At 50.9% G+C, this 18,379-nt stretch carries 14 protein-coding genes; 5 read left to right on the top strand and 9 right to left on the bottom strand.

The window, feature by feature from the left end:
- Window positions 1-67: 67 nt before the first annotated feature.
- From SH451x_RS12390 to SH451x_RS12380, 3 genes are all read right to left on the bottom strand, one after another.
- A complete protein-coding gene (locus tag SH451x_RS12390; protein ID WP_479362771.1) occupies window positions 68-640 on the bottom strand; it encodes a helix-turn-helix domain-containing protein in 573 nt (190 codons plus the stop codon).
- A gap of 63 nt (window positions 641-703) precedes the next feature.
- On the bottom strand, window positions 704-1,159 hold the full coding sequence (locus SH451x_RS12385; RefSeq protein WP_479362770.1) for a hypothetical protein: 456 nt from the start codon (window positions 1,157-1,159) through the stop codon (window positions 704-706).
- A 62-nt stretch (window positions 1,160-1,221) separates the two neighbouring features.
- Window positions 1,222-1,401, bottom strand: coding sequence for a hypothetical protein (locus SH451x_RS12380; protein WP_479362769.1), 180 nt, complete (start codon window positions 1,399-1,401; stop codon window positions 1,222-1,224).
- 269 nt (window positions 1,402-1,670) lie between these two features.
- Between SH451x_RS12380 and SH451x_RS12375 the strand changes: the two genes are divergently transcribed.
- The gene (locus tag SH451x_RS12375; protein ID WP_479362768.1) at window positions 1,671-3,071 is read left to right on the top strand and encodes an enolase C-terminal domain-like protein; all 1,401 of its coding nucleotides are present in this window, start codon (window positions 1,671-1,673) and stop codon (window positions 3,069-3,071) included.
- Window positions 3,072-3,211: 140 nt separating this feature from the next.
- On the opposite strand, the gene SH451x_RS12370 is transcribed toward SH451x_RS12375, so the two are convergent.
- The gene (locus SH451x_RS12370) at window positions 3,212-3,562 is read right to left on the bottom strand and encodes a hypothetical protein (RefSeq protein WP_479362767.1); all 351 of its coding nucleotides are present in this window, start codon (window positions 3,560-3,562) and stop codon (window positions 3,212-3,214) included.
- 488 nt (window positions 3,563-4,050) lie between these two features.
- Here SH451x_RS12370 and SH451x_RS12365 point away from each other — a divergent pair, with 488 nt between their 5' ends.
- Complete coding sequence (locus tag SH451x_RS12365) at window positions 4,051-5,832, top strand: alkaline phosphatase (protein ID WP_479362766.1); 1,782 nt, start codon at window positions 4,051-4,053, stop codon at window positions 5,830-5,832.
- Here SH451x_RS12365 and SH451x_RS12360 read toward each other — a convergent pair.
- Window positions 5,804-6,988, bottom strand: a complete 1,185-nt coding sequence (locus SH451x_RS12360; RefSeq protein WP_479362765.1) for a S1C family serine protease — start codon at window positions 6,986-6,988, stop codon at window positions 5,804-5,806. The genes SH451x_RS12365 and SH451x_RS12360 overlap by 29 nt on opposite strands.
- Before the next feature lie 339 nt (window positions 6,989-7,327).
- Here SH451x_RS12360 and SH451x_RS12355 point away from each other — a divergent pair, with 339 nt between their 5' ends.
- Window positions 7,328-8,665, top strand: coding sequence for a hypothetical protein (locus SH451x_RS12355; protein ID WP_479362764.1), 1,338 nt, complete (start codon window positions 7,328-7,330; stop codon window positions 8,663-8,665).
- 128 nt (window positions 8,666-8,793) lie between these two features.
- Here SH451x_RS12355 and SH451x_RS12350 read toward each other — a convergent pair whose 3' ends face one another.
- On the bottom strand, window positions 8,794-10,302 hold the full coding sequence (locus tag SH451x_RS12350) for a porin (protein ID WP_479362763.1): 1,509 nt from the start codon (window positions 10,300-10,302) through the stop codon (window positions 8,794-8,796).
- Window positions 10,303-10,708: 406 nt separating this feature from the next.
- The gene (locus tag SH451x_RS12345; protein ID WP_479362762.1) at window positions 10,709-11,269 is read right to left on the bottom strand and encodes a DUF2062 domain-containing protein; all 561 of its coding nucleotides are present in this window, start codon (window positions 11,267-11,269) and stop codon (window positions 10,709-10,711) included.
- Between the two features lie 655 nt (window positions 11,270-11,924).
- Here SH451x_RS12345 and SH451x_RS12340 point away from each other — a divergent pair.
- Together SH451x_RS12340 and SH451x_RS12335 are read left to right on the top strand one after the other, a co-directional pair.
- Complete coding sequence (locus tag SH451x_RS12340; protein ID WP_479362761.1) at window positions 11,925-14,411, top strand: DNA gyrase/topoisomerase IV subunit A; 2,487 nt, start codon at window positions 11,925-11,927, stop codon at window positions 14,409-14,411.
- A gap of 62 nt (window positions 14,412-14,473) precedes the next feature.
- Window positions 14,474-16,390 (top strand): DNA gyrase/topoisomerase IV subunit B, encoded by a 1,917-nt coding sequence (locus SH451x_RS12335; RefSeq protein WP_479362760.1) that lies wholly within the window; start codon window positions 14,474-14,476, stop codon window positions 16,388-16,390.
- An 80-nt stretch (window positions 16,391-16,470) separates the two neighbouring features.
- Here the strand turns inward: SH451x_RS12335 and SH451x_RS12330 are convergent, their stop codons facing one another.
- Both SH451x_RS12330 and SH451x_RS12325 read right to left on the bottom strand, forming a co-directional pair.
- Window positions 16,471-17,133, bottom strand: coding sequence for a hypothetical protein (locus SH451x_RS12330; RefSeq protein WP_479362759.1), 663 nt, complete (start codon window positions 17,131-17,133; stop codon window positions 16,471-16,473).
- 18 nt (window positions 17,134-17,151) lie between these two features.
- Entirely contained in the window at window positions 17,152-18,342 is a 1,191-nt protein-coding gene (locus SH451x_RS12325) for a Gfo/Idh/MocA family protein (RefSeq protein WP_479362758.1), read from the bottom strand.
- Window positions 18,343-18,379: the final 37 nt, after the last annotated feature.

Raw genomic sequence — 18,379 nt, 5'->3', positions numbered from 1 at the left:
GAGGCTTTTATTTCGTTGGTCGATCTTGGTCGTCCCCCTTTTCGCCCAGCCGCAAAATTAATTGAGACTAGACTAGCTCTTTCTTTGCACCAATCAGCGTGCGAAGTCGTTCTGCGAGCAGACGAGCATCGAATGGCTTCTTGAAAGTTTCGTTGATGGCCGAACGATCAAAGCTCATTACTGAACCGTCGTCTGGTAGCAACGCGATGAGCGTAATTTCGGTGAAGTCGAGGTTCTTACGCAGATTTTGACAAATCTGCAGAGCTTCGATTTTACCGATTGAGAAGTCAACGATCATGCAATCCGGATGGAAGCTTTCGGCTTGGATGCCCGCTTCGAAGCCGCTAGCGGCAACCGAAACTTTAAAGCTCTTCTCTGGAGGCAACTCGCGCTTAAGATTTTCGATAAGGACTTGATCTTGCGCTACGATCAAGACTTTGGCCATGGCCTCATCTTCCAAGTCCCCAAGAGGCATACCATGCTCCTTGAGGAATTTGATTAGATACTCGCGGGGAATGCGGCGGTCTTGCGAACCTGGGATGCGGTACCCTTTGAGTCGGCCGGAGTCGAACCATTTGCTGACGGTTCGCGGGGCCACCTTACAGATCTTGGCGACCTGTCCCGTGGTGAACACCTTCATATAATTAGTCTCCGTTACCTTCTTTGTCTGAACTCAATTTCTTCGTAGCGTAAGGGCTGGTCTTTAACAACCACATTCCCTTACGTTTGGATAACCTGCATTTGTTCGCACGCTGATGTATGAAATCCGTTTCGAAGTCACAGAACGCTTGGATCCTTCCAATTGTTTAGTGACAACGTAACTATCAAAACCGCAAGCGGTCATCAGCCCAGGAACAACTGGGTCCAGGTCATCCTGCATTCGGCTGGAGAGCGTCCGTGGAAATCCCTTCCCAGCAAACACATCCAGCGTCCGCACCTGTTCTATCATGTCGTACAAATTCAGACGATTTGCAGCCTGCACAACTTCATTACCGTCGCCAATCCTTACCGCACCCCAATTACGGAACTGGTCAACGCTAGCAAATGAAGACAATGCGGACTGTTGCACAACGGGCCAGATCAGCCAAAGAGGCGTTAGCGCAGTATTACCTGCATCGTAAGCTGCTGCGGTTGAGCTTGAGCGCACGTTTCCGCGCACCGTTGCCCTACGGCTTACGACAGACCTCACCGAGAGTATGTGGTCTGCGAACTAATTCCCCCCTAACCATCGGCCAGTTGCAATCGTTCTGAACGTCCTGCACAATCCGGTTTTGCCGGTTTGGCTGCACGCAAGAACAGAACAAGCTGTCCAGGACTTAGTTTCGTTCCAAACGGGGGCATTACTTTAGAAAGATTGACCGCTTCCACCGGACTAAATGGGTTTCGTGTTCCGGTCGTCATGTCAATAGTGGAATTATGAAAACTTCTGACTTTTTTCACAGATTGTCCAAAGCGATTCTGACCGTATGAGGCTGAAAATTTGGTATATGGCAATGAATTCCGCTCTGCTTTGACGGATCGGGCAGGTTGGCTCTGATAATCTAGAGCGAAAACGGATAGAATGCCCCCCTTCCAAATAAACAGGTTTGATTGAGCTGAAAACGGAAGGCTAGCTCTGCGGTGACTCCCGATTCGACCCGCACAAAGCAATAGAAGGTATGACTGCACCCATGGTTAAAACTGCGACTTTTCGCATCTCTGAGGTTACTCCGTCAACTCGAAAGTATAACTATCGCTTACCGATGCGATTTGGCAACCGCAACGTCGAGGATGTAACTCTTCAACGTGTTACGGTGGTTCTGGAAGAAAAAGGCAAGCGACGAAAAGGGCACGGCATCGGCGAGATGACCTTGGGGACCGCGTGGGCATGGCCCTCGAAAACGTTGCCTGCAGAACAGACGGTGCGCATTGTTGGCGGTTTGGTCAACGAGCTCTCCAAGATCGCGCCAACGATCGAATTTGGCGATCATCCGCTCCGTTTCGGTGTGAACCTGATTGCAGAGGCAAAGATCGTCGCCGAGTCGCTCGCCGAAAAGATGAAGCTTGCAGAGCCGATTCCTGATCTTGCGATTCTCCTGGCATGCTCGCCGATCGACGCAGCCGTACATGACGCTTTTGGTCGGTACCACCAACGTTCTTCGTTCGCTTGCCTGGGTCCAGAATTCTTGAGCGGCGATCTGGGAGACTTTTTTGGGCCGGATATGGCAGGAAAATCGATCACCGACGGAATTCGAGAAACGCCGCAAACGACGCTGGCTATTTACCATCTCGTTGGCGCTGCCGATCCGCTGTCGCGACGCGATCAAAATCAAAGGATTGGTGACGGTCGACCGGAAACGCTTGAAGAGTGGATCGATGCGGAACAACTTACCCATCTTAAGATCAAACTTTGCGGTACCGACTTGGACTGGGACGTAGGTCGTGTGATTGAAATCGATCGGATCGCCAGTCGCGCTTCATTGACGCGTGAGTGGGCTTACTCGTTGGACTTCAACGAAGCATGCCCGAACGAAGACTATGTCATCGATTTCATTGAACGCGTTGATCGTCTAAGTCGATCGGTCTTGGAACGGCTGCAATACATTGAACAGCCTACGACGCGTCAGATGAAATCACGCAAAGACATTACGATGCATCGCGTGGGACGGTTAAAGCCGGTCGTGGTCGATGAGTCGTTGGTTGGATACGACTCCCTGAAGTTGGCTCATCAGCTTGGTTACACCGGCATTGCTTTGAAAGCTTGCAAGACCATCACGGAAACAATATTGCTGGCAGCAGCAGCTCGTTCGATGAAAATGTCGCTTTACGTGCAAGACTTGACTTGCGTCGGTTCATCATTCCTAGCTTCTGCTTCGATGGCTGCACACTTGGACGGTGTGAGCGCAGTCGAGGGTAACGGACGTCAATATTGTCCCGTCGCAAATGAAGCTTGGGAAAAAATCTACCAGCCGCTTTACCGCATTATCGGCGGCGTTGTTCCAACCGAATTGCTCAACGGTCAAGGGCTTGGTTATCGCTGGCCAGCGGAAGAACTTCCAGAAGGCTTTGAGTCGCTCGCTAAGCCAAATTAATAGCTTCGAACTACATGAAGAACTAATAGGCCAGACTAAAGAACCGGACGCCACACACCGACGCTGCACATTAACCGATCTGTGGTAACGCGCAGTCGCTCCAGTTCTTTATTGTGTTATTCGCTCAGCTGTCAAAAGCTTTAGTAAACCCAGCCGGAAAACGGATAGCTTGGTGTCCTTACATAAGCTTGATAAGGACGATAAAGCATCATGTGGGTTCCGTAGAAATTAGATTGGCGGAAAGCGGGCCGGGCAGCGTATTCTCCTGAAGCTCGCTGTTCCATCAAAATGTTCTTACGCTGAGCGATCTCCATTTGGGCGCGTTGAGCCTTCAGAGTCAGGGGCATTGGAACGCTGGGCGGTGCAAGATTGTAGCTAGCGTCGTGGTCGGCTTTAAGAGGCAACGGTTGCTGTGCAATGCACGTACTTGTCGTCAAGATCGCCAGCGCGAATGCGAGCGGTGTAGTTTTAATCAAGCTAGGTTTTACCATAACAAATCTCCGGATAGCGAGTTTAAGTGAAAAAGGCCCCTTACAAAGTGCGGCAAAGCACAATTGAATTGGGTACTAGGAATGAAATAGCGGAACGGATTCAGAGTGACGTCCGTGCATACTCGCAACCGCAGAAAGCTGGATCTCGGAAGATCCGCGTCCTAGCTACATAGATTGCTCTGCCACACCGTGATCGAACGTTGTCGGAACGTTCAAGACCGCGTATCGCAAAGTGAATGTGCTTTCTTCGGTGTTTTTGCGTGCTCGACATGCCAGGGCAGCGTCGCACGTTAATGAAGATTTCGGTAAACTTCGGGAGAGACCTAGAGAATTTGCCACGGTTTTCCCACAATACGCATCGCTTTCGTAACTTGTATTCCGTTCAGGTTCGCGTATTCGATGTTAACGAATTATCCTAAGAGTCAAACTTTAGCAGCAGCCGATTTGACTCGCCTCGCTTCCTCCCGCCTCAACACTATTGAAAAACGATGAAACTTAACTCGCTCGCAATAGTATCATTGACACTCAGCTTCGCTCTCCTGCCTAATGTCTTGCTAAGCCAAGAATCGATCGCTGTCGCTGCACCAATTGCTGCGGAGACAAACAATCAGCCACTTGTTGAAAACTCGAGCGCAGAAGCCGAAGCTCCTGCCGCCGATGAAGCTCCGAAAGTTGCAGTCGTGTTTACGGGAGACCTTGTGAACGAAAAACAGAAGGACTTTGTCGGTGATATGCAACGCGATGCCGCTGCGGCATTGGTTACTGACTGGGGATACTGGGGAAGTCGCTCAACATCGTACAGCGGCTGGACCAATCATTCAAACAGACTGATTCCCGTCTACACGTTCAACTGTGACTTTCAGGATTATGTTGGCAAGAACAGCGCCTATCGCAATGAAGACCGGTTGCGTGAAATATACCATCGAATGCCAACGGACACATTGAATCCGAACGCCGAGTATGGCGATCAAACCGATATCTATCGTCTACAACGAGATCTAATTGAGAAAGATGGCAAGCGTCGCGTCATCCTCATTGTTTTTGACGGAACCGATTGGCAAACAACTTGGGCGGCTGCAACCTATAAATCGGGAAAGGTCGCGTACGATCAAGGTCGCGGATCGGGTTTGTCTTTTCAAGACTATGATAAGATGAAGACTGATTTTGCGTACGTCGTTACCAGTCCGCATGATCTGGGGGAAGAGGTGGATGTAAACGCGCAGGTACGACTCCCGTCTGGCGAAATTCAGTATGGTGGGTACTGCGCATCGCTGGGAGGTGAAACGCCTTGGGCAAAACCTGCGGACTTCAGTTATTTGATGAACCGCTCGCGTGCTTGCCCTCATGCCGTCACGGACTCGTCCAGTTCTGCGACTTCGTTGATGGCCGGCATCAAGACCTACAATGGCGCGGTAAACATGGATCGCAACGCGCGACCGGTACCAACGCTTGCGCACTGGCTGCAACGCGATAAGCAATGGAGTGTCGGTGCTGTGAGTAGCGTTCCGATCAGTCATGCGACTCCGGCTTCTGCGTATGCACAGAACGTCAGCCGCGACGACTATCAAGATCTTACACGTGACCTGATCGGGCTACCTAGTATCGTTAATAAGCAAGCTGCGTTATCGGGGTTAGACGTCTTGATCGGATGCGGCTGGGGAGTCACATCGGAGACAGATTCGGGACAAGGCACAAACTTCGTTCCAGGAAACCGCTATCTTACCCAACAAGATTTTGAGGCAGTAACTTCACGAGAGCAGAATGCCTACGTAGCCGCCTTGCGGACTCCGGGAGAATCTGGCGCTAGGCTTTTGCGTGAAGCTGCGCAAAAGGCGATTCTTGAAAACAGTCGACTGCTAGGCTACTTCGGAACGTCCTATGGCCATCTTCCGTTTCGTACGGCAAACGGCGACTTCGAGCCGATGCCCGATATGAAAGACGCCGAAAAATACACGCACGCTGATATCTTCGAGAACCCGGAACTCGCCGATATGGCCGTCGCTGCGTTGGATGTTCTCTCACAGAACGAGAATGGATTTTGGGTTATGATTGAAGCAGGTGACGTCGACTGGGCAAATCATGCGAACAATATCGACAATTCGATCGGAGCGATGCTGTCAGGGGAACGGATGGTCAATCAAGTCTTCGAATGGATCGAAGACAACGGCGGCTGGGATGACACTGCCGTTATCGTCACGGCAGATCATGGACACTACTTGAATATCACCAGGCCAGAAGCACTTACTCGTCTGAGCCAAGTGTCACAATAACATCCTTGGGTTCATTGCCGCGGATGATCCTCAATGTCACCTTGTCGCCAGCTTTCTTCGACTCGATCACACTCAGTAAGCTGTCCGCAGACTCCACTTTTTCACCGTTGATGCCGATGATCAAGTCCGCAGACTTTTGATCGATCTGTTCCGTCTCAAATTCGAAAAGGCCGCGACGGACGCGACGTCGCGTGATCGTAAAACCTTGCAATCCAGCTTGGTCAGCTGGTCCCCCTTCGGTCACAGAGACGATCAACAAGCCATCTTCCGCTTCGAACACTCGGGTTATGCCGATTGTTGGGCGAACGACTCGTCCGTTCGCGATCAACTGCGGGACGACTCGGCCGATTGTGTTGACTGGGATTGCGAATCCGATTCCCGCGTTATCGCCTGTACTCGTCGCGATGGCCGTATTCATACCGATCAGCTCACCAGCAGAATTCAACAGCGGGCCGCCGGAGTTACCTTGATTTAGTGCGGCATCAATCTGAATGATCGATTTGATCAACCGCCGAGTCTTGGAAGTAATCTGTCGGTTGAGACTGGAAATAATCCCGTCGCTCATGGTGCGTTCGAGGCCGAAGGGGTTTCCAATTGCGATGATGTGCTGACCTACTCGAAGCCCAGACGAATCGCCAAATGGGATCGGATAAAGGTCGGCTTCCGTTGCGGTAATTTTTAAAACTGCGATATCATTGTCAGCATCTTCACCAATCTTTTCGGCTGGATACGAATCCCCGTTGTACAACGTAACATTGATTTCTCGGGCGCCTTCGATGACGTGATAGTTCGTAAGGATGTGGCCGGCGTTGCTGATAACTGATCCGCTACCGCTTCCTTCGACTGACGCTTCACGAAACATACTAGTTGCACGTACTGCTCGCGTCGAAATGTTCACGACACCGCGATTGGTTTGCTCATAGACAGCGATGTTGATAGCTTCCGCCGGGTTGTATATCTCAGCGACCATCGTCGACGGGCCTGCAGCAACCACAGCGTTGGCAAGAGGGTTCCTTTGGACCTGTGGATTGAACTGTAGAGGGGGAGAATTCGTCGTTTGCGCTTCGGCAACATTTGCCACGAAGACGTCACGCACCAGAACCCCAATTACGATCCCGAACAAAATCAAACCAATTGCCGTCGTGCTTCGTCGCATTATTTCTCCTTCAATACCTGCGTAGGCAGTCTCACGAGCTAAAGTCCTAGCATATTCCGACTAATCGGAACAATACTTTTCAGCAGTCGAATCTGTACCAATATCGCAAACTTATGCGCTTTGGAAAGCTATTACGCTCAGGAAATTTGTGCGGCCTGTTCGATACTTAGATTGCAATACACAACGCAGCATCGGTCGCTCCACCCACCTTACCCGATGCGCACGCCGTCCCCTTGGCCTTTCCCAATCCAATCGCTGACGGTCCTGAATCGATCCAATTCGCCACCGCTCCAAACGTCGGCAGCGGTCGGTTCAGGGCCGGACTGAGGAATCTGACCGATGAAGAAAACTTTACTCGCAATCGCGCTAGGGGTTGCATGCTTTGCAACAAACGCGCACGCTAGATTTGAGAATTATCAACCGAACAAGCTGAAAAAAGACCGGCCGACACCCTTAATCCAACTCGATTTGGTGTCGTTAGCAAATTCTGCGATCTACGCATTGGAAGACTTCAATTGCAACTATGCCGAGTTGCTCTCACGTGTTGAAGCGAAGAACAATTCGATTCCTGTGCCGGACATGGAGGTCGCTCGATTGGAGCATCAGCGACCTCCGAGGTTGGAAGCGCCAGCGGACGCCGGAACGGACCAAATCGCTAACTATCTACGGCCAATACTACCGCGATTCAGCCCTGATAACTTTGCTTCTCAGGTTAGCAGTACGCTTAAAAACTTAGCCGAAAAAACCACATGCGAGATCAGCGATTTTGCGGAAGCATCCAAGTTTCTGGCAGCAGACTATATCAACCGCGCCGCTTCGGCCTCGAAAAGAGAGCAGCCCATGTCGCCTATCGCGGCTGCAGATCCAATCCGCTCCCGCGGTCTTCTCGAAGAGTATCAACCTTATGACTTTACGGTAAGCGACCGACTTTGGATCCAGCGTTTGCACCACGATTATGTCGCGCAAGCTAGCGATCCAGCCGAAGTGGCATTTCTAGACCAATATATCCGAGCGAGTGAAGCGTACTGTTCCGCCCAGAGTACACAAAATGCGCAGGAGTTTAACAAGCAAGTAGAGGCGACTTATGAAGAAGTGCCCTATATTACGATCAAAGAATCTGCCCAAGTGTATGCATTCTTCATCCGCAGACTGCCAGTCGACTATACAATCGCTTCTGAGGTGGCAAGCAATGCGGAACCATCGCCGACCAAAACAGCTCCGACGGAGGCCGAACGAGCACTAGCCACTGAGCTTATGCGAGCCGATTCGGACGTGCCGAAAGAAATCAACGGCCAACTGGTTCAGTCCGACGTGCGCACCGTTTTTGGTGCTCACATCATTCCGGCCATCGATCTGCAACCGATGGGACTGGCCGCAATCAATCAAGATTCCAGATTCTTGTGGAAGAGTCGGCCAATCCTCTGTAACGAGGACCAAATCGCTGTGGAATTGAGTTCGCGACAACCTGATGCTGTTGTGCCGACATCGCTCCCAATAGAATCGGTGGCTGCCAAGCAATTCCCGAATATCTCGTGGCGTGATCTCGCGCAGGTCGGACTTCAACAAATCAAATCGCAGCTTACAACGGCCTACGGTTTTGTAAGTCAACTCGAAAATGCGATCGCGACAGACGTTGGTCAAACGATGGTCGCCGCCAAGCCGAACTCAAATCGGTAGGTTCGATCAGCAACAAAATCCAAAGATTGTTCCCGAACGTCGAAGAGGTGCGGCAGATGCTCTTGCCTATTCCACTTCGACGATGAGATCACGCCCGACAGGCGGGTTAATTTTTCGGCGGCTGACGATTAGTAATTGATTTGGAACTGAAAACGAAGCAAACTACCTTTAAACTGCTCGTAAGATAAAGAATCGGCTGAACTTCGAGCACGGGTATTCGTTCGGTCGGTAATCGTATACATGCTAACAAGTTCCATCTGTTTATTCATCTGCCACTCAACGCCTAGCTCATGTTCGTTAACTCTTGCAAAAGGTGCGTTGCGTTCAAACTTATAACCACCCTGAAAATACTGAAAGCGATAGAAAGGCAGCAATTCACCGATGCAGTTAGTTTGGTAACGGTACATGGTCATCACGTATCCGCCGTGTAGGTCACGCTCGATAACTTCCGTTTGTGCATCGTTCAAGCTTGGTCCACGGCCGGTTGTCCACTCTGCTTGAAAACCTAGAGGTTCTGGATAGATAACAAAGGTTCCTGCAACGCGATCATCGCGAATGCCTGCCACGTTACCAGTCTCAAGCGTACCAAGCGGTCGTTCCGTTGGCCCAACACCTAGAGGACTAATCGCCGACGATAGAACGGTGTATTTGCCTGTGTATCCCTGAATGCCCACTTCCATTCGTTGGCCGTTTGCAAACGTTATCGGTTGAATATATCGTGCGACGAAGTGCAGATTGTCATTCTGCTCTCTAAAGCTACCACCTTGACCATTGTAGAAGCCCGCACCAAAAACACCGTAGTTCCCCGAGCCTTTTAGTCCCTCTTCTAGAACATCCGCAAAGAAGTCCTGCGCGTATTCGGGAGTCCAATAGTAAAACACGCCTAAATCGCGTTCATTCCGGACCGCGCTGTTGAGGGCATCATTACGATCAAGCGGAAGCCGATTGCTACTGGATTGCATGTTCTCCCAGCCATAGGGCACTTTAGACTGCCCAACACGAAAACGATGGATCTTGGTCGAATCAACATACACGTCACCATACCAGTCTCGCATCTGCGCAAAGTTATTGCTATCTGTCGATCCGGGAACGTTTGACGCAAAGTCAGGTTGCAAGTAAATTCCCAAGTGCTCCGATACATCGCCTTGCAAGATCAGCCGCGCTCGTCGCATGATGAAGCTTTGATTTCGACCAACCGAGCTGTCGCCTACGTATTGCGCCGGAGCGGAATCTTCGGCGATATCGAGCGTTTCATTGATACGCAACTGTGCGTAACCCCGAATCCGGAACTTCTCATACCATTCCTTCTTCTTAGGCTCCTCGGGGGCGGCCGCTGGTTCTTCCGGCGCTAGAAAGTACTGCGGAATACTCTGCGGTTGCGAAGTGCTTTCGCTCTGACTACTTTCTAGCTGCTGTAGTCGATTCTCCGCTTCTTCGAGTCGCTGCAGCAAGCTCTCAACGGAGTCGTTGGGCGAGCCAATCGCTGGAGGCTGCTGGGCAACAACTACTGTATTGTATTGGGCTTGAGCAGATACGCTGCAGCACGCGGTTATCCCTATCGCGCTGGAAATTGATAATATTCGCGGGTTGCAGCGACGAAGTAACCAATTTGCAGTCAGTTGTGCGAAGTTTTCCATTTGAAAGCTTAATTAGGATCCTGATGATGGAAGGAGATGATCCAGTCATCGGCTCAACTTGAAAGCAAAACTCGGCAGAAGTCGCGAATGTGAGCAAATCTTAATAATTGACCGGCCCCGAGCGGTCTCGCTTGCCCTCAATTTCTGCGCAGTTCGCCTGCATTGAAACCAAGCTAGTTTGCTGGCATTTGCGAATGCATCCGAATATATATCCGAACTCACCACATGAACGACGGGCGTTTCGTTGTTGGTTCATCCGGCGACTTGGGAAGTGAGCCACTGCAGCTCTTTGAAAGAGGCATAGTCTGATGCGACTTGTTGTTAACGGATAGTAAGCGAACTTTGCTGGTAGCTGACGCAGCGAAAAGTAACGCCGGAGCGGCACAAAGGATTGTTGCGGAGCAGCCTATTCCGAAACGCCATGCGCTTGAATATTGGCCAGAACCGGCGGCGATTCAGGACTGTCGACTGTTGTGCTTGGTTTTTTATCGCTTTCGGCATTCAGCCTCGCCCTTTTGGCTCGCGTCTGCCTAACAAACCAGTGAGTGAAAAAGTACGCCGGAATCGCGTTAGCAACGCCGAGGATAGCACCACCAATCCACATCGCAATCCATGCTCGCCAACCAATTCCTGCCGCGTTGCCGGAACTCTCGGCTGGATTGACTAAGGACATATCAACCGGGAATTCGTCGATCGCAGGAAGGTCGCTCAGAAATATTGCACCCAACTTGTACGCTATCCAGTACATGGGAACCATCGTCAGCGGATTGGAAAGATAAATCCCGATAACGGATGAAACGACGTTGGCGCGGAACAACAACGCAAGTGGCAATACGATCAAAGTCTGCAGCCCAATGGTCGGCGTCCATGCAAGAAACAGTCCGAGAGCCATACCCCATGCGATGCGATGCGGAGTATCCTCGATTAGGTGAAGCTTTGCGGCGATACTCTTCAATTGCTGACGCATTCAAAATTCCGTAAAGGTCAATACGACTAAATTGAGCACATTTGCTCAATGGAGCTGCTAAACATTGCATCGGCAGCGTCCGGCGCCCGTTCTCAGCGAGCGAGCATGTTACCAGAGCTGCCCATCCGAGTTTTGCGATGAAGGGAAAATGAACCTGGGCGTGCTCTCGACTGAGCTATGCGCCCACCCACGGTCATTTTCACGACGTGTGGCAAAGCTTAAAACGACTTACTTGCGCATTCTCACACGAATTGCCACAATGTTACATCCCATTTTCTGTTGATCCGCTGTGCGGACACCCCCTGAGCCTTTTCGGACAATTAGCAGCAGAGTACCGATGCTACATCTAAAGCCATCAGCCTGAAAGGAGCTGCCAAACTTCGCGTCTGCGAAATGTACGCTAACCGCCGCCCGACAGTGCACACCGGAATTCAAGAAAATTATACCGACCTCCCGCTGTGTGTGGACTTCTCCTATAATCCGGGCCGCTGGCAAACTGTAGCGGGTGGGTTAAATGCGGAATTTGTGCCTGACCTGCCAATTTGCTTGGATGTAGCGTTAACAATGACCGAATTGGACTCTTTTAACGCCGCTGTTTTCCGCAATTGCGGAGGATTTTGAAGCGACAGAATTTTGACTACTGTAGGAGCGATGGATGGTACGAGGCCGAGGTGATTCCGGAAAAGAAGATTCGAATGGCAAACCAACGCGATCTCGTAAAAGAAGTGCGACATCTGGAACTGGAAAGGATTTGTTCGTCGACCAGGAAACGTTGCAGCAAATCATTGGCGTGCCACTGCGTGAAGCGGCCCAGTCGCGATATCTGAATTATTCGCTGTCGGTCATCACCAGCCGAGCACTGCCGGACGTGCGTGATGGGATGAAGCCGGTCCAACGCCGCATCCTCTATACGATGGATCAGCAGGGCCTCACGGCTACCACCAAACACCGTAAGTGTGCAAAAGTCGTCGGGGACGTGATGGGTAACTATCACCCGCACGGCGACATGGCGATCTACGACGCCTTAGTTCGAATGGCACAGTCATTCGCATTTCGCATGCCCCTGGTAGACGGCAGTGGAAACTTTGGTTCGATCGACGGCGACAACGCAGCAGCCATGCGTTACACCGAATGTCGCATGACACCGGTCGCTTCCGAAATGTTAGCCGACATGAACACGGCGACGGTTGCGTTCAAGGCCAACTACGACGGCAGTCGCCAAGAACCGGTTGTCTTGCCGAGTCGGTTGCCAAATCTCTTGGTCAACGGTGCAACAGGTATTGCGGTCGGCATGGCGACAAATATACCGCCACATAATTTAGGCGAAGTCTGCCGCGCGCTGCTAAAGTTGCTTAAAGACCCGGAAATTAAAGACTACCAGCTAGTTGCTAATGACGCCATTCAAGGCCCCGACTTCCCCACGGGCGCTCAGATCATTAACACCAAAGATGAACTGAGAGAGATCTATCGAACTGGCCAAGGTTCTGTTCGCATTCGTGGCACAACAAAAAGTGGAGCAGAGACTAAAGGTGGCAAACTACTGCACATTACGTCGATACCTTATGGCGTAAATAAATCACAACTGGTAGAGCGAATCGCAGAACTAATTGTCAGCAGCAAGATGCCGCTGATTCAAGATGTGCGGGACGTTTCTACTGATGAAATTCGTATCGACTTATTGCTCCGCCCTGACGCTGATGAAGCCAAAGTGCTGGCGTATCTGCATAAACATACGCCGCTGCAGCTGAACTTCAACGTAAATATGACGTGTTTGGTTCCTACGGAGAATCCTGAAGTAGGTGCGCCGAGCCGTTTGGGTTTGAAGGAGATTTTGTGGCATTTCCTGCACTTCCGTCTGCAAGTTGTCACGGCGCGGCTCGAAAACGAACTCGCTGCTCTAGAGCGTCGCATTCACATCTTAAACGGCTTCGCGATCGTATTTGATGCGCTCGACGAAATCATCCGCATCATTCGTGCATCGGATGGTAAAGCGGATGCAGCTGCCAAAATCATGAAACGCTTCCCGGTTGAAAAAGGTGGCTTGGACGCCGAGCAGACCGACGCAATCCTTGAACTGAAATTGTATCGCTTGGCGAAACTTGAAATCACCGTCGTTCAAGATGAACTAAAGCAAAAAGAACTTCGCGCAAAGCAGATCCGAAAACTGCTTGCAGAAAAAACGGACGATACCAATAAATCAGGACGCTGGGGAATCGTTCGCGAAGAGATCGAACATCTGATCGAAGTCTACGCAAAGCACAAAGACGGCGCTCGTCGAACGACCATATTGACTGTCGAAAGTGAGCCTGAGTTTTCTGAAGAAGACTTTATTGTCGCGGAAGATTGCAACGTTTTGATCAGTACGGATGGCTGGGTCAAGCGGCAGCGACAGATTACTGACCCGAGCAAGAGTCGGATGCGAGAGGGAGACGAAGTTCTGACTTGCCTTGCATCTTCGACACGAGCAACCATCGGGTTCTTTTCATCGTTAGGTGTTTGTTATACTGTCCGAGCGATCGATATTCCGGCCTCCACCGGTTATGGCGAGCCAATCCAGAAGCTGTTTAAGATGAAGGACGGCGAACGAATCGTCTCCGCTATCTCTTTTGATCCGCGTACGATTGGCAACATCGCCGAGAACACGAGCAATCCGGAATACTGCCCAGAAGTGCACGGGCTTGCTGCTACCACGAATGGTTTTGCCATGCGATTTGGGCTCAGCGCATTTGCCGAACCATCAACCCGCAGCGGTCGTAAGTTTGCTCGCGTCGCTCCGGGACACTTTATCGTGAGCGCCTACAGTATTACTGGTCATGAGACGATTCTCGCTGTAACTGCTGAATGCCGTGCGATTGTTTGTGCTGCTGTAGAGGTTAATTTCTTGTCGGGGGCTGGCAAAGGCGTAACGCTTATCAAACTCTCCAAGACAGACCGTTTGTTAGGTTTCAAGCCGTCGACTGGCGATCGAGACCTTTTGCTGGTCGAAACCAATCGCGGTGCCAAAAAGACGATATCGACTGCGAAGTATCGGACAACTGGGCGTGGCGGACGCGGCGTTGAAATTCAAAAGAATGGCAAAATTGCAAAAGTCGTGCAGCCGATTCCTGGTGCGCCTGAAGTCTTAGATAGCGACGACGAGTAAGCACTACGTTTCGCTCAACATTCAATTTATCTAACTGTAATCTGAAAAGTCACTGACATAGTATGAGCGCTGCAACAAAATCGTATAACGCTTCAGATATCGTTGCATTGGAAGGCCTTGAGCCGGTCAGAAAACGGCCCGGCATGTACATCGGCGGTGTGGGAACTGCCGGTTTACACCATTTAGTCTGGGAAATCGTCGACAACTCCGTCGACGAAGCGATGAATGGTCACGCCACTGAAATCAATATTACTTTACACAAAGATGGACGCACGGTCACGGTTAGTGACAACGGCCGTGGTATTCCGGTTGACAAACATCCTAAAACCAAAAAGTCGGCGCTCGAAATGGTACTAACTATTTTGCACGCCGGCGGTAAGTTTGAAGGCAAAAACTATAAGACATCCGGGGGCTTGCATGGTGTCGGTGCGTCCGCAGTGAACGCACTTTCTAAACACCTCGAAGCTGTCGTGCGGCGTGATGGTTCACAGTACAAAATGACCTTTTCGCAAGGTAAGCCAACATCGGCCCTGACAAAAGTGTCCAGTAACATTCGCGGTTCTGGAACGACCATCACCTTTACGCCAGATCCAACAATTTTTCCGAAAACCGATTTTGATCCGGAGACCATTCGCCAGCGACTTGAAGTAACCAGTTTTCTTCACCGCGGCGTTAAAGTCACATTTGAAGATCAAACAACTGGCAAGAAGGATTTGTTCTTCCACGAGAATGGCATCGTCGATTACTTGGGCAAGGTGATTCAGCAGCGAGCCGCAACGCCTAGCCATGAGCAAATCTTTACTTTACACAAAGATGCAGACGAGCGAATAGAGATCGCCATGCAGTGGACCGATTCGACTGATGAACACGTTCGCTCGTACGTCAATGGAATTCCCACGCCGTCGGGTGGCACTCACGAGAATGGTTTCCGCAGTGGCCTCGGCAAAGCGGTTCGAAACTATATTGAACTTCATAACCTGGTACCGCGTGGTGTAAAAATCAGCCACGAAGATATTCGGGAAGGTTTAATCGGAATCGTTAGCGTCTTTATCGCCGAACCACAGTTCCAAGGTCAAACGAAGGATCGGCTTAACAATCCTGAAGTTCAAGCGGTGCTGGATTCCGCGATTCGCCCGGTCTTGGAACAATGGCTGAACAGTAACCGGAGCGTTGGGGATGTAATTGTCGCCCGCATCATTGCCGCAGCTCGCGCCCGAGCAGCCTCTCGCGCGGCATCTGAAGAAGTATCACGCAAGACCAGCAACGCTCGAAGTACCATGTTGCCAGGCAAGCTGAGCGATTGTCTTTCAGCTGGCCGTGGAAATTCGGAACTGTTTATAGTCGAAGGTGATTCTGCAGGTGGAAGTGCCAAACAAGGACGTGACCGTAACCATCAGGCGATCTTGCCGCTGCGAGGCAAGGTTCTTAATACCGAGTGCGTTGCGTTATCAAAGGTCTTGGAGAACAAAGAAATTCAGGACTTGGTCACCGCCATGGGATGCGGAATTGGAAAGAATTTCGAACTTGCCCGATTGCGTTATGAACGGATCATCTTGCTGGCTGATGCTGATTCCGACGGACATCACATTACGACCCTGCTATTAACTTTCTTTTATCGACATCTCCCGCAGTTGATTGCCGACGGTCGAGTTTTTATCGCAATGCCGCCACTTTTTCGTATTGATATCGGCAAAGAGACCTACTGGGCGGCTGATGAAGTTGACCGCGAACGCATCATCGCCGAACATGGCGGAAGAGCTAAACCAGAGATTACACGCTTTAAAGGCTTAGGCGAAATGATGCCAAAAGTGCTCTGGGAAACAACGCTTAATCCGGCCACCCGGCGACTATTGAAAGTTGAGATTGACGATCATCTCGAGACTGACCGCATCATGAGTGATCTGATGGGCAAAGACGCATCAGCGCGATTTCGCTTTATCATGGACCGAGCGGAAGACGCCAATGATATCGACGTCTAGTCGTCCGATAGCAGCAAATGCGCGGAATCGGGACAGAGTTATCAATCATCCAAAGCTACCCAACAGGCTCATGGGGCTTGCTAAGAAACCAGATTCCCGCGGATCCAGAGTCCTGGATCCTGCTCGTATTTGAGCTGCGTGCCAACGCTCGCCGGCAGCGGCGCGAGATCATCCAACCGCAGTTCATAAAAGTAATTGATCTGCGGAATCTCCGAGGGTTGGTAACCAGGCAGCTCCGACTTCGGGATTCGGCAAGCGAGCGAAAAGCCGTCGGCGATCCGTTTCAAAGATGGTTTTAGCGACTGAGACAATTGGCTAGGCGACTTTTTGTCTAACCCTGCACCGGCAAGTGAAGCGGACGTGGCTAATGCGGCTGCAGTGACTTTTTTAAAGTCAATCTTAAACAAGAAAGTGGTGCAAAATTTCGTGAGCCGTCGGTTTCCGGTCGCTCCCCGTGAATCAACCCAAAAGCGAAACTCGCCCGCAATAAAACTCGCCAACGAGTTCGAATGCGTCTCTTCGATCTGTACATGCAACAACAATTCATCTCTCGCCCAAGAGAGCCTGACAGACTGTTGGGCCGGAGTAGCCGCAGGGACTAAGTCGCAGAAGTGAGGAACTGCGAATTGGTCTTCCAATTCTACTGCCGTATCCGCACGCTGCAGCGACTTCGAATACTGATGAATATTCGTGGCGAACTGAAACAGCAACGTGGGATTGATCAGCGGCGGTTGGTTTTGCATGACGGCTTCCTGTTATGACTAGCGGATGCAAGGATGCTTCATCGATAGCCATTGGCCATTGTTATTGCTGCTCGCAACACATTGCTGGATGAACAACATTCCTTCGACGCCATCATAGACATTGGTATAGATCGTGTTCTTGCTTTCGAACGACTTGCCAGTTTCTGCGGCAATAATCGACTCGTAAGTCGAAGTGTAAACGTTTGCAAAAGCTTCGAAATAGCCTTCTGGGTGACCGCTTGGCAAGCGGCATGCCGCCGCAGCGGTTGCGCCCAAGTATCCCGAGCCTGGGTCACGGGTATAGATTTGGTGAGGTTTTCCATTGCGACGAACAATTAGCTCGTTAGGATTCTCTTGACGCCAGATCAACGAGCCTTCCGTACCATCGACTTCGATGAACATATCATTTTCGCGCCCGTGCGAAATCTGGCTCGCAGTCACCGTTCCAAGCGCACCATTTTCGAATCGTACAATCGCTGTTCCGTAGTCGTCCAGCTTCCGGCCTTCAACAAACACCTTAAGATGGCAGGAGATTTCGGCTGGTTTGAGCGCCGTCATATAACGTGCCATATTGTAAGCGTGTGTCGCGATGTCACCGAAACATCCAGCTGCACCCGATTTTTTTGGATCGGTTCGCCACGCAGCTTGTTTTTGATCGGCCGCTTCCAGCTTTGAACGCAACCAACCTTGAATATAGTTCGAACGAATCGCTTGAATCTCGCCGAACTCGCCATTCAGGATCATATCGCGAGCTTGACGGACTAGTGGGTATCCGGTGTACGTGTGTGTTAAAGAGAAAACCTTTTTCGTCTTTTCGACAGTCTGAACTAGGTCTTCGGCTTGAGCCAAATCGAACGTCATCGGTTTGTCGCACACGACGTGGAAGCCAGCTTCGAGTGCCGCTTTGGCAATTTCGGCGTGCGTATGATTCGGAGTTGTAACGCTCACAAAGTCGATGCGTTCCCCGGCGGGTTTGGCTGCTTCAGCGGCCATCATTTCTTTGTAGGAACCGTAAGCACGATCTGGTGCGACATCGTATTCCGACGCCGAATCTTTTGATCGCTGTGGATCACTGCTGAAAGCACCGGCGACGACGACGGCCCGATTGTCTAAACAAGCAGCAATCGAGTGGACCTTTCCTATGAACGACCCAATTCCGCCGCCAACCAAACCCATACGCAATTTTCGATTAAGTGAGCCATTCGCCATTGTTCGATTGTCCTTACTGCTCGCAAAGTCTGAAAGG

The sequence above is a fragment of the Njordella aestuarii genome, assembly GCF_056494165.1.
The sequence above is the reverse complement of the archived record's forward strand: the minus strand, read 5'-3'. Positions and strand labels throughout refer to the sequence as shown.

Coding starts and splice junctions, on each gene's coding strand:
- SH451x_RS12345 (WP_479362762.1), bottom strand. CDS start 11,269: ATGCGTCAGCAATTGAAGAGTATCGCCGCAAAGCTTCACCTAATCGAG.
- SH451x_RS12340 (WP_479362761.1), top strand. CDS start 11,925: ATGGTACGAGGCCGAGGTGATTCCGGAAAAGAAGATTCGAATGGCAAA.
- SH451x_RS12365 (WP_479362766.1), top strand. CDS start 4,051: ATGAAACTTAACTCGCTCGCAATAGTATCATTGACACTCAGCTTCGCT.
- SH451x_RS12350 (WP_479362763.1), bottom strand. CDS start 10,302: ATGGAAAACTTCGCACAACTGACTGCAAATTGGTTACTTCGTCGCTGC.
- SH451x_RS12325 (WP_479362758.1), bottom strand. CDS start 18,342: ATGGCGAATGGCTCACTTAATCGAAAATTGCGTATGGGTTTGGTTGGC.
- SH451x_RS12370 (WP_479362767.1), bottom strand. CDS start 3,562: ATGGTAAAACCTAGCTTGATTAAAACTACACCGCTCGCATTCGCGCTG.
- SH451x_RS12380 (WP_479362769.1), bottom strand. CDS start 1,401: ATGACGACCGGAACACGAAACCCATTTAGTCCGGTGGAAGCGGTCAAT.
- SH451x_RS12360 (WP_479362765.1), bottom strand. CDS start 6,988: ATGCGACGAAGCACGACGGCAATTGGTTTGATTTTGTTCGGGATCGTA.
- SH451x_RS12355 (WP_479362764.1), top strand. CDS start 7,328: ATGAAGAAAACTTTACTCGCAATCGCGCTAGGGGTTGCATGCTTTGCA.
- SH451x_RS12330 (WP_479362759.1), bottom strand. CDS start 17,133: ATGCAAAACCAACCGCCGCTGATCAATCCCACGTTGCTGTTTCAGTTC.
- SH451x_RS12335 (WP_479362760.1), top strand. CDS start 14,474: ATGAGCGCTGCAACAAAATCGTATAACGCTTCAGATATCGTTGCATTG.
- SH451x_RS12375 (WP_479362768.1), top strand. CDS start 1,671: ATGGTTAAAACTGCGACTTTTCGCATCTCTGAGGTTACTCCGTCAACT.
- SH451x_RS12390 (WP_479362771.1), bottom strand. CDS start 640: ATGAAGGTGTTCACCACGGGACAGGTCGCCAAGATCTGTAAGGTGGCC.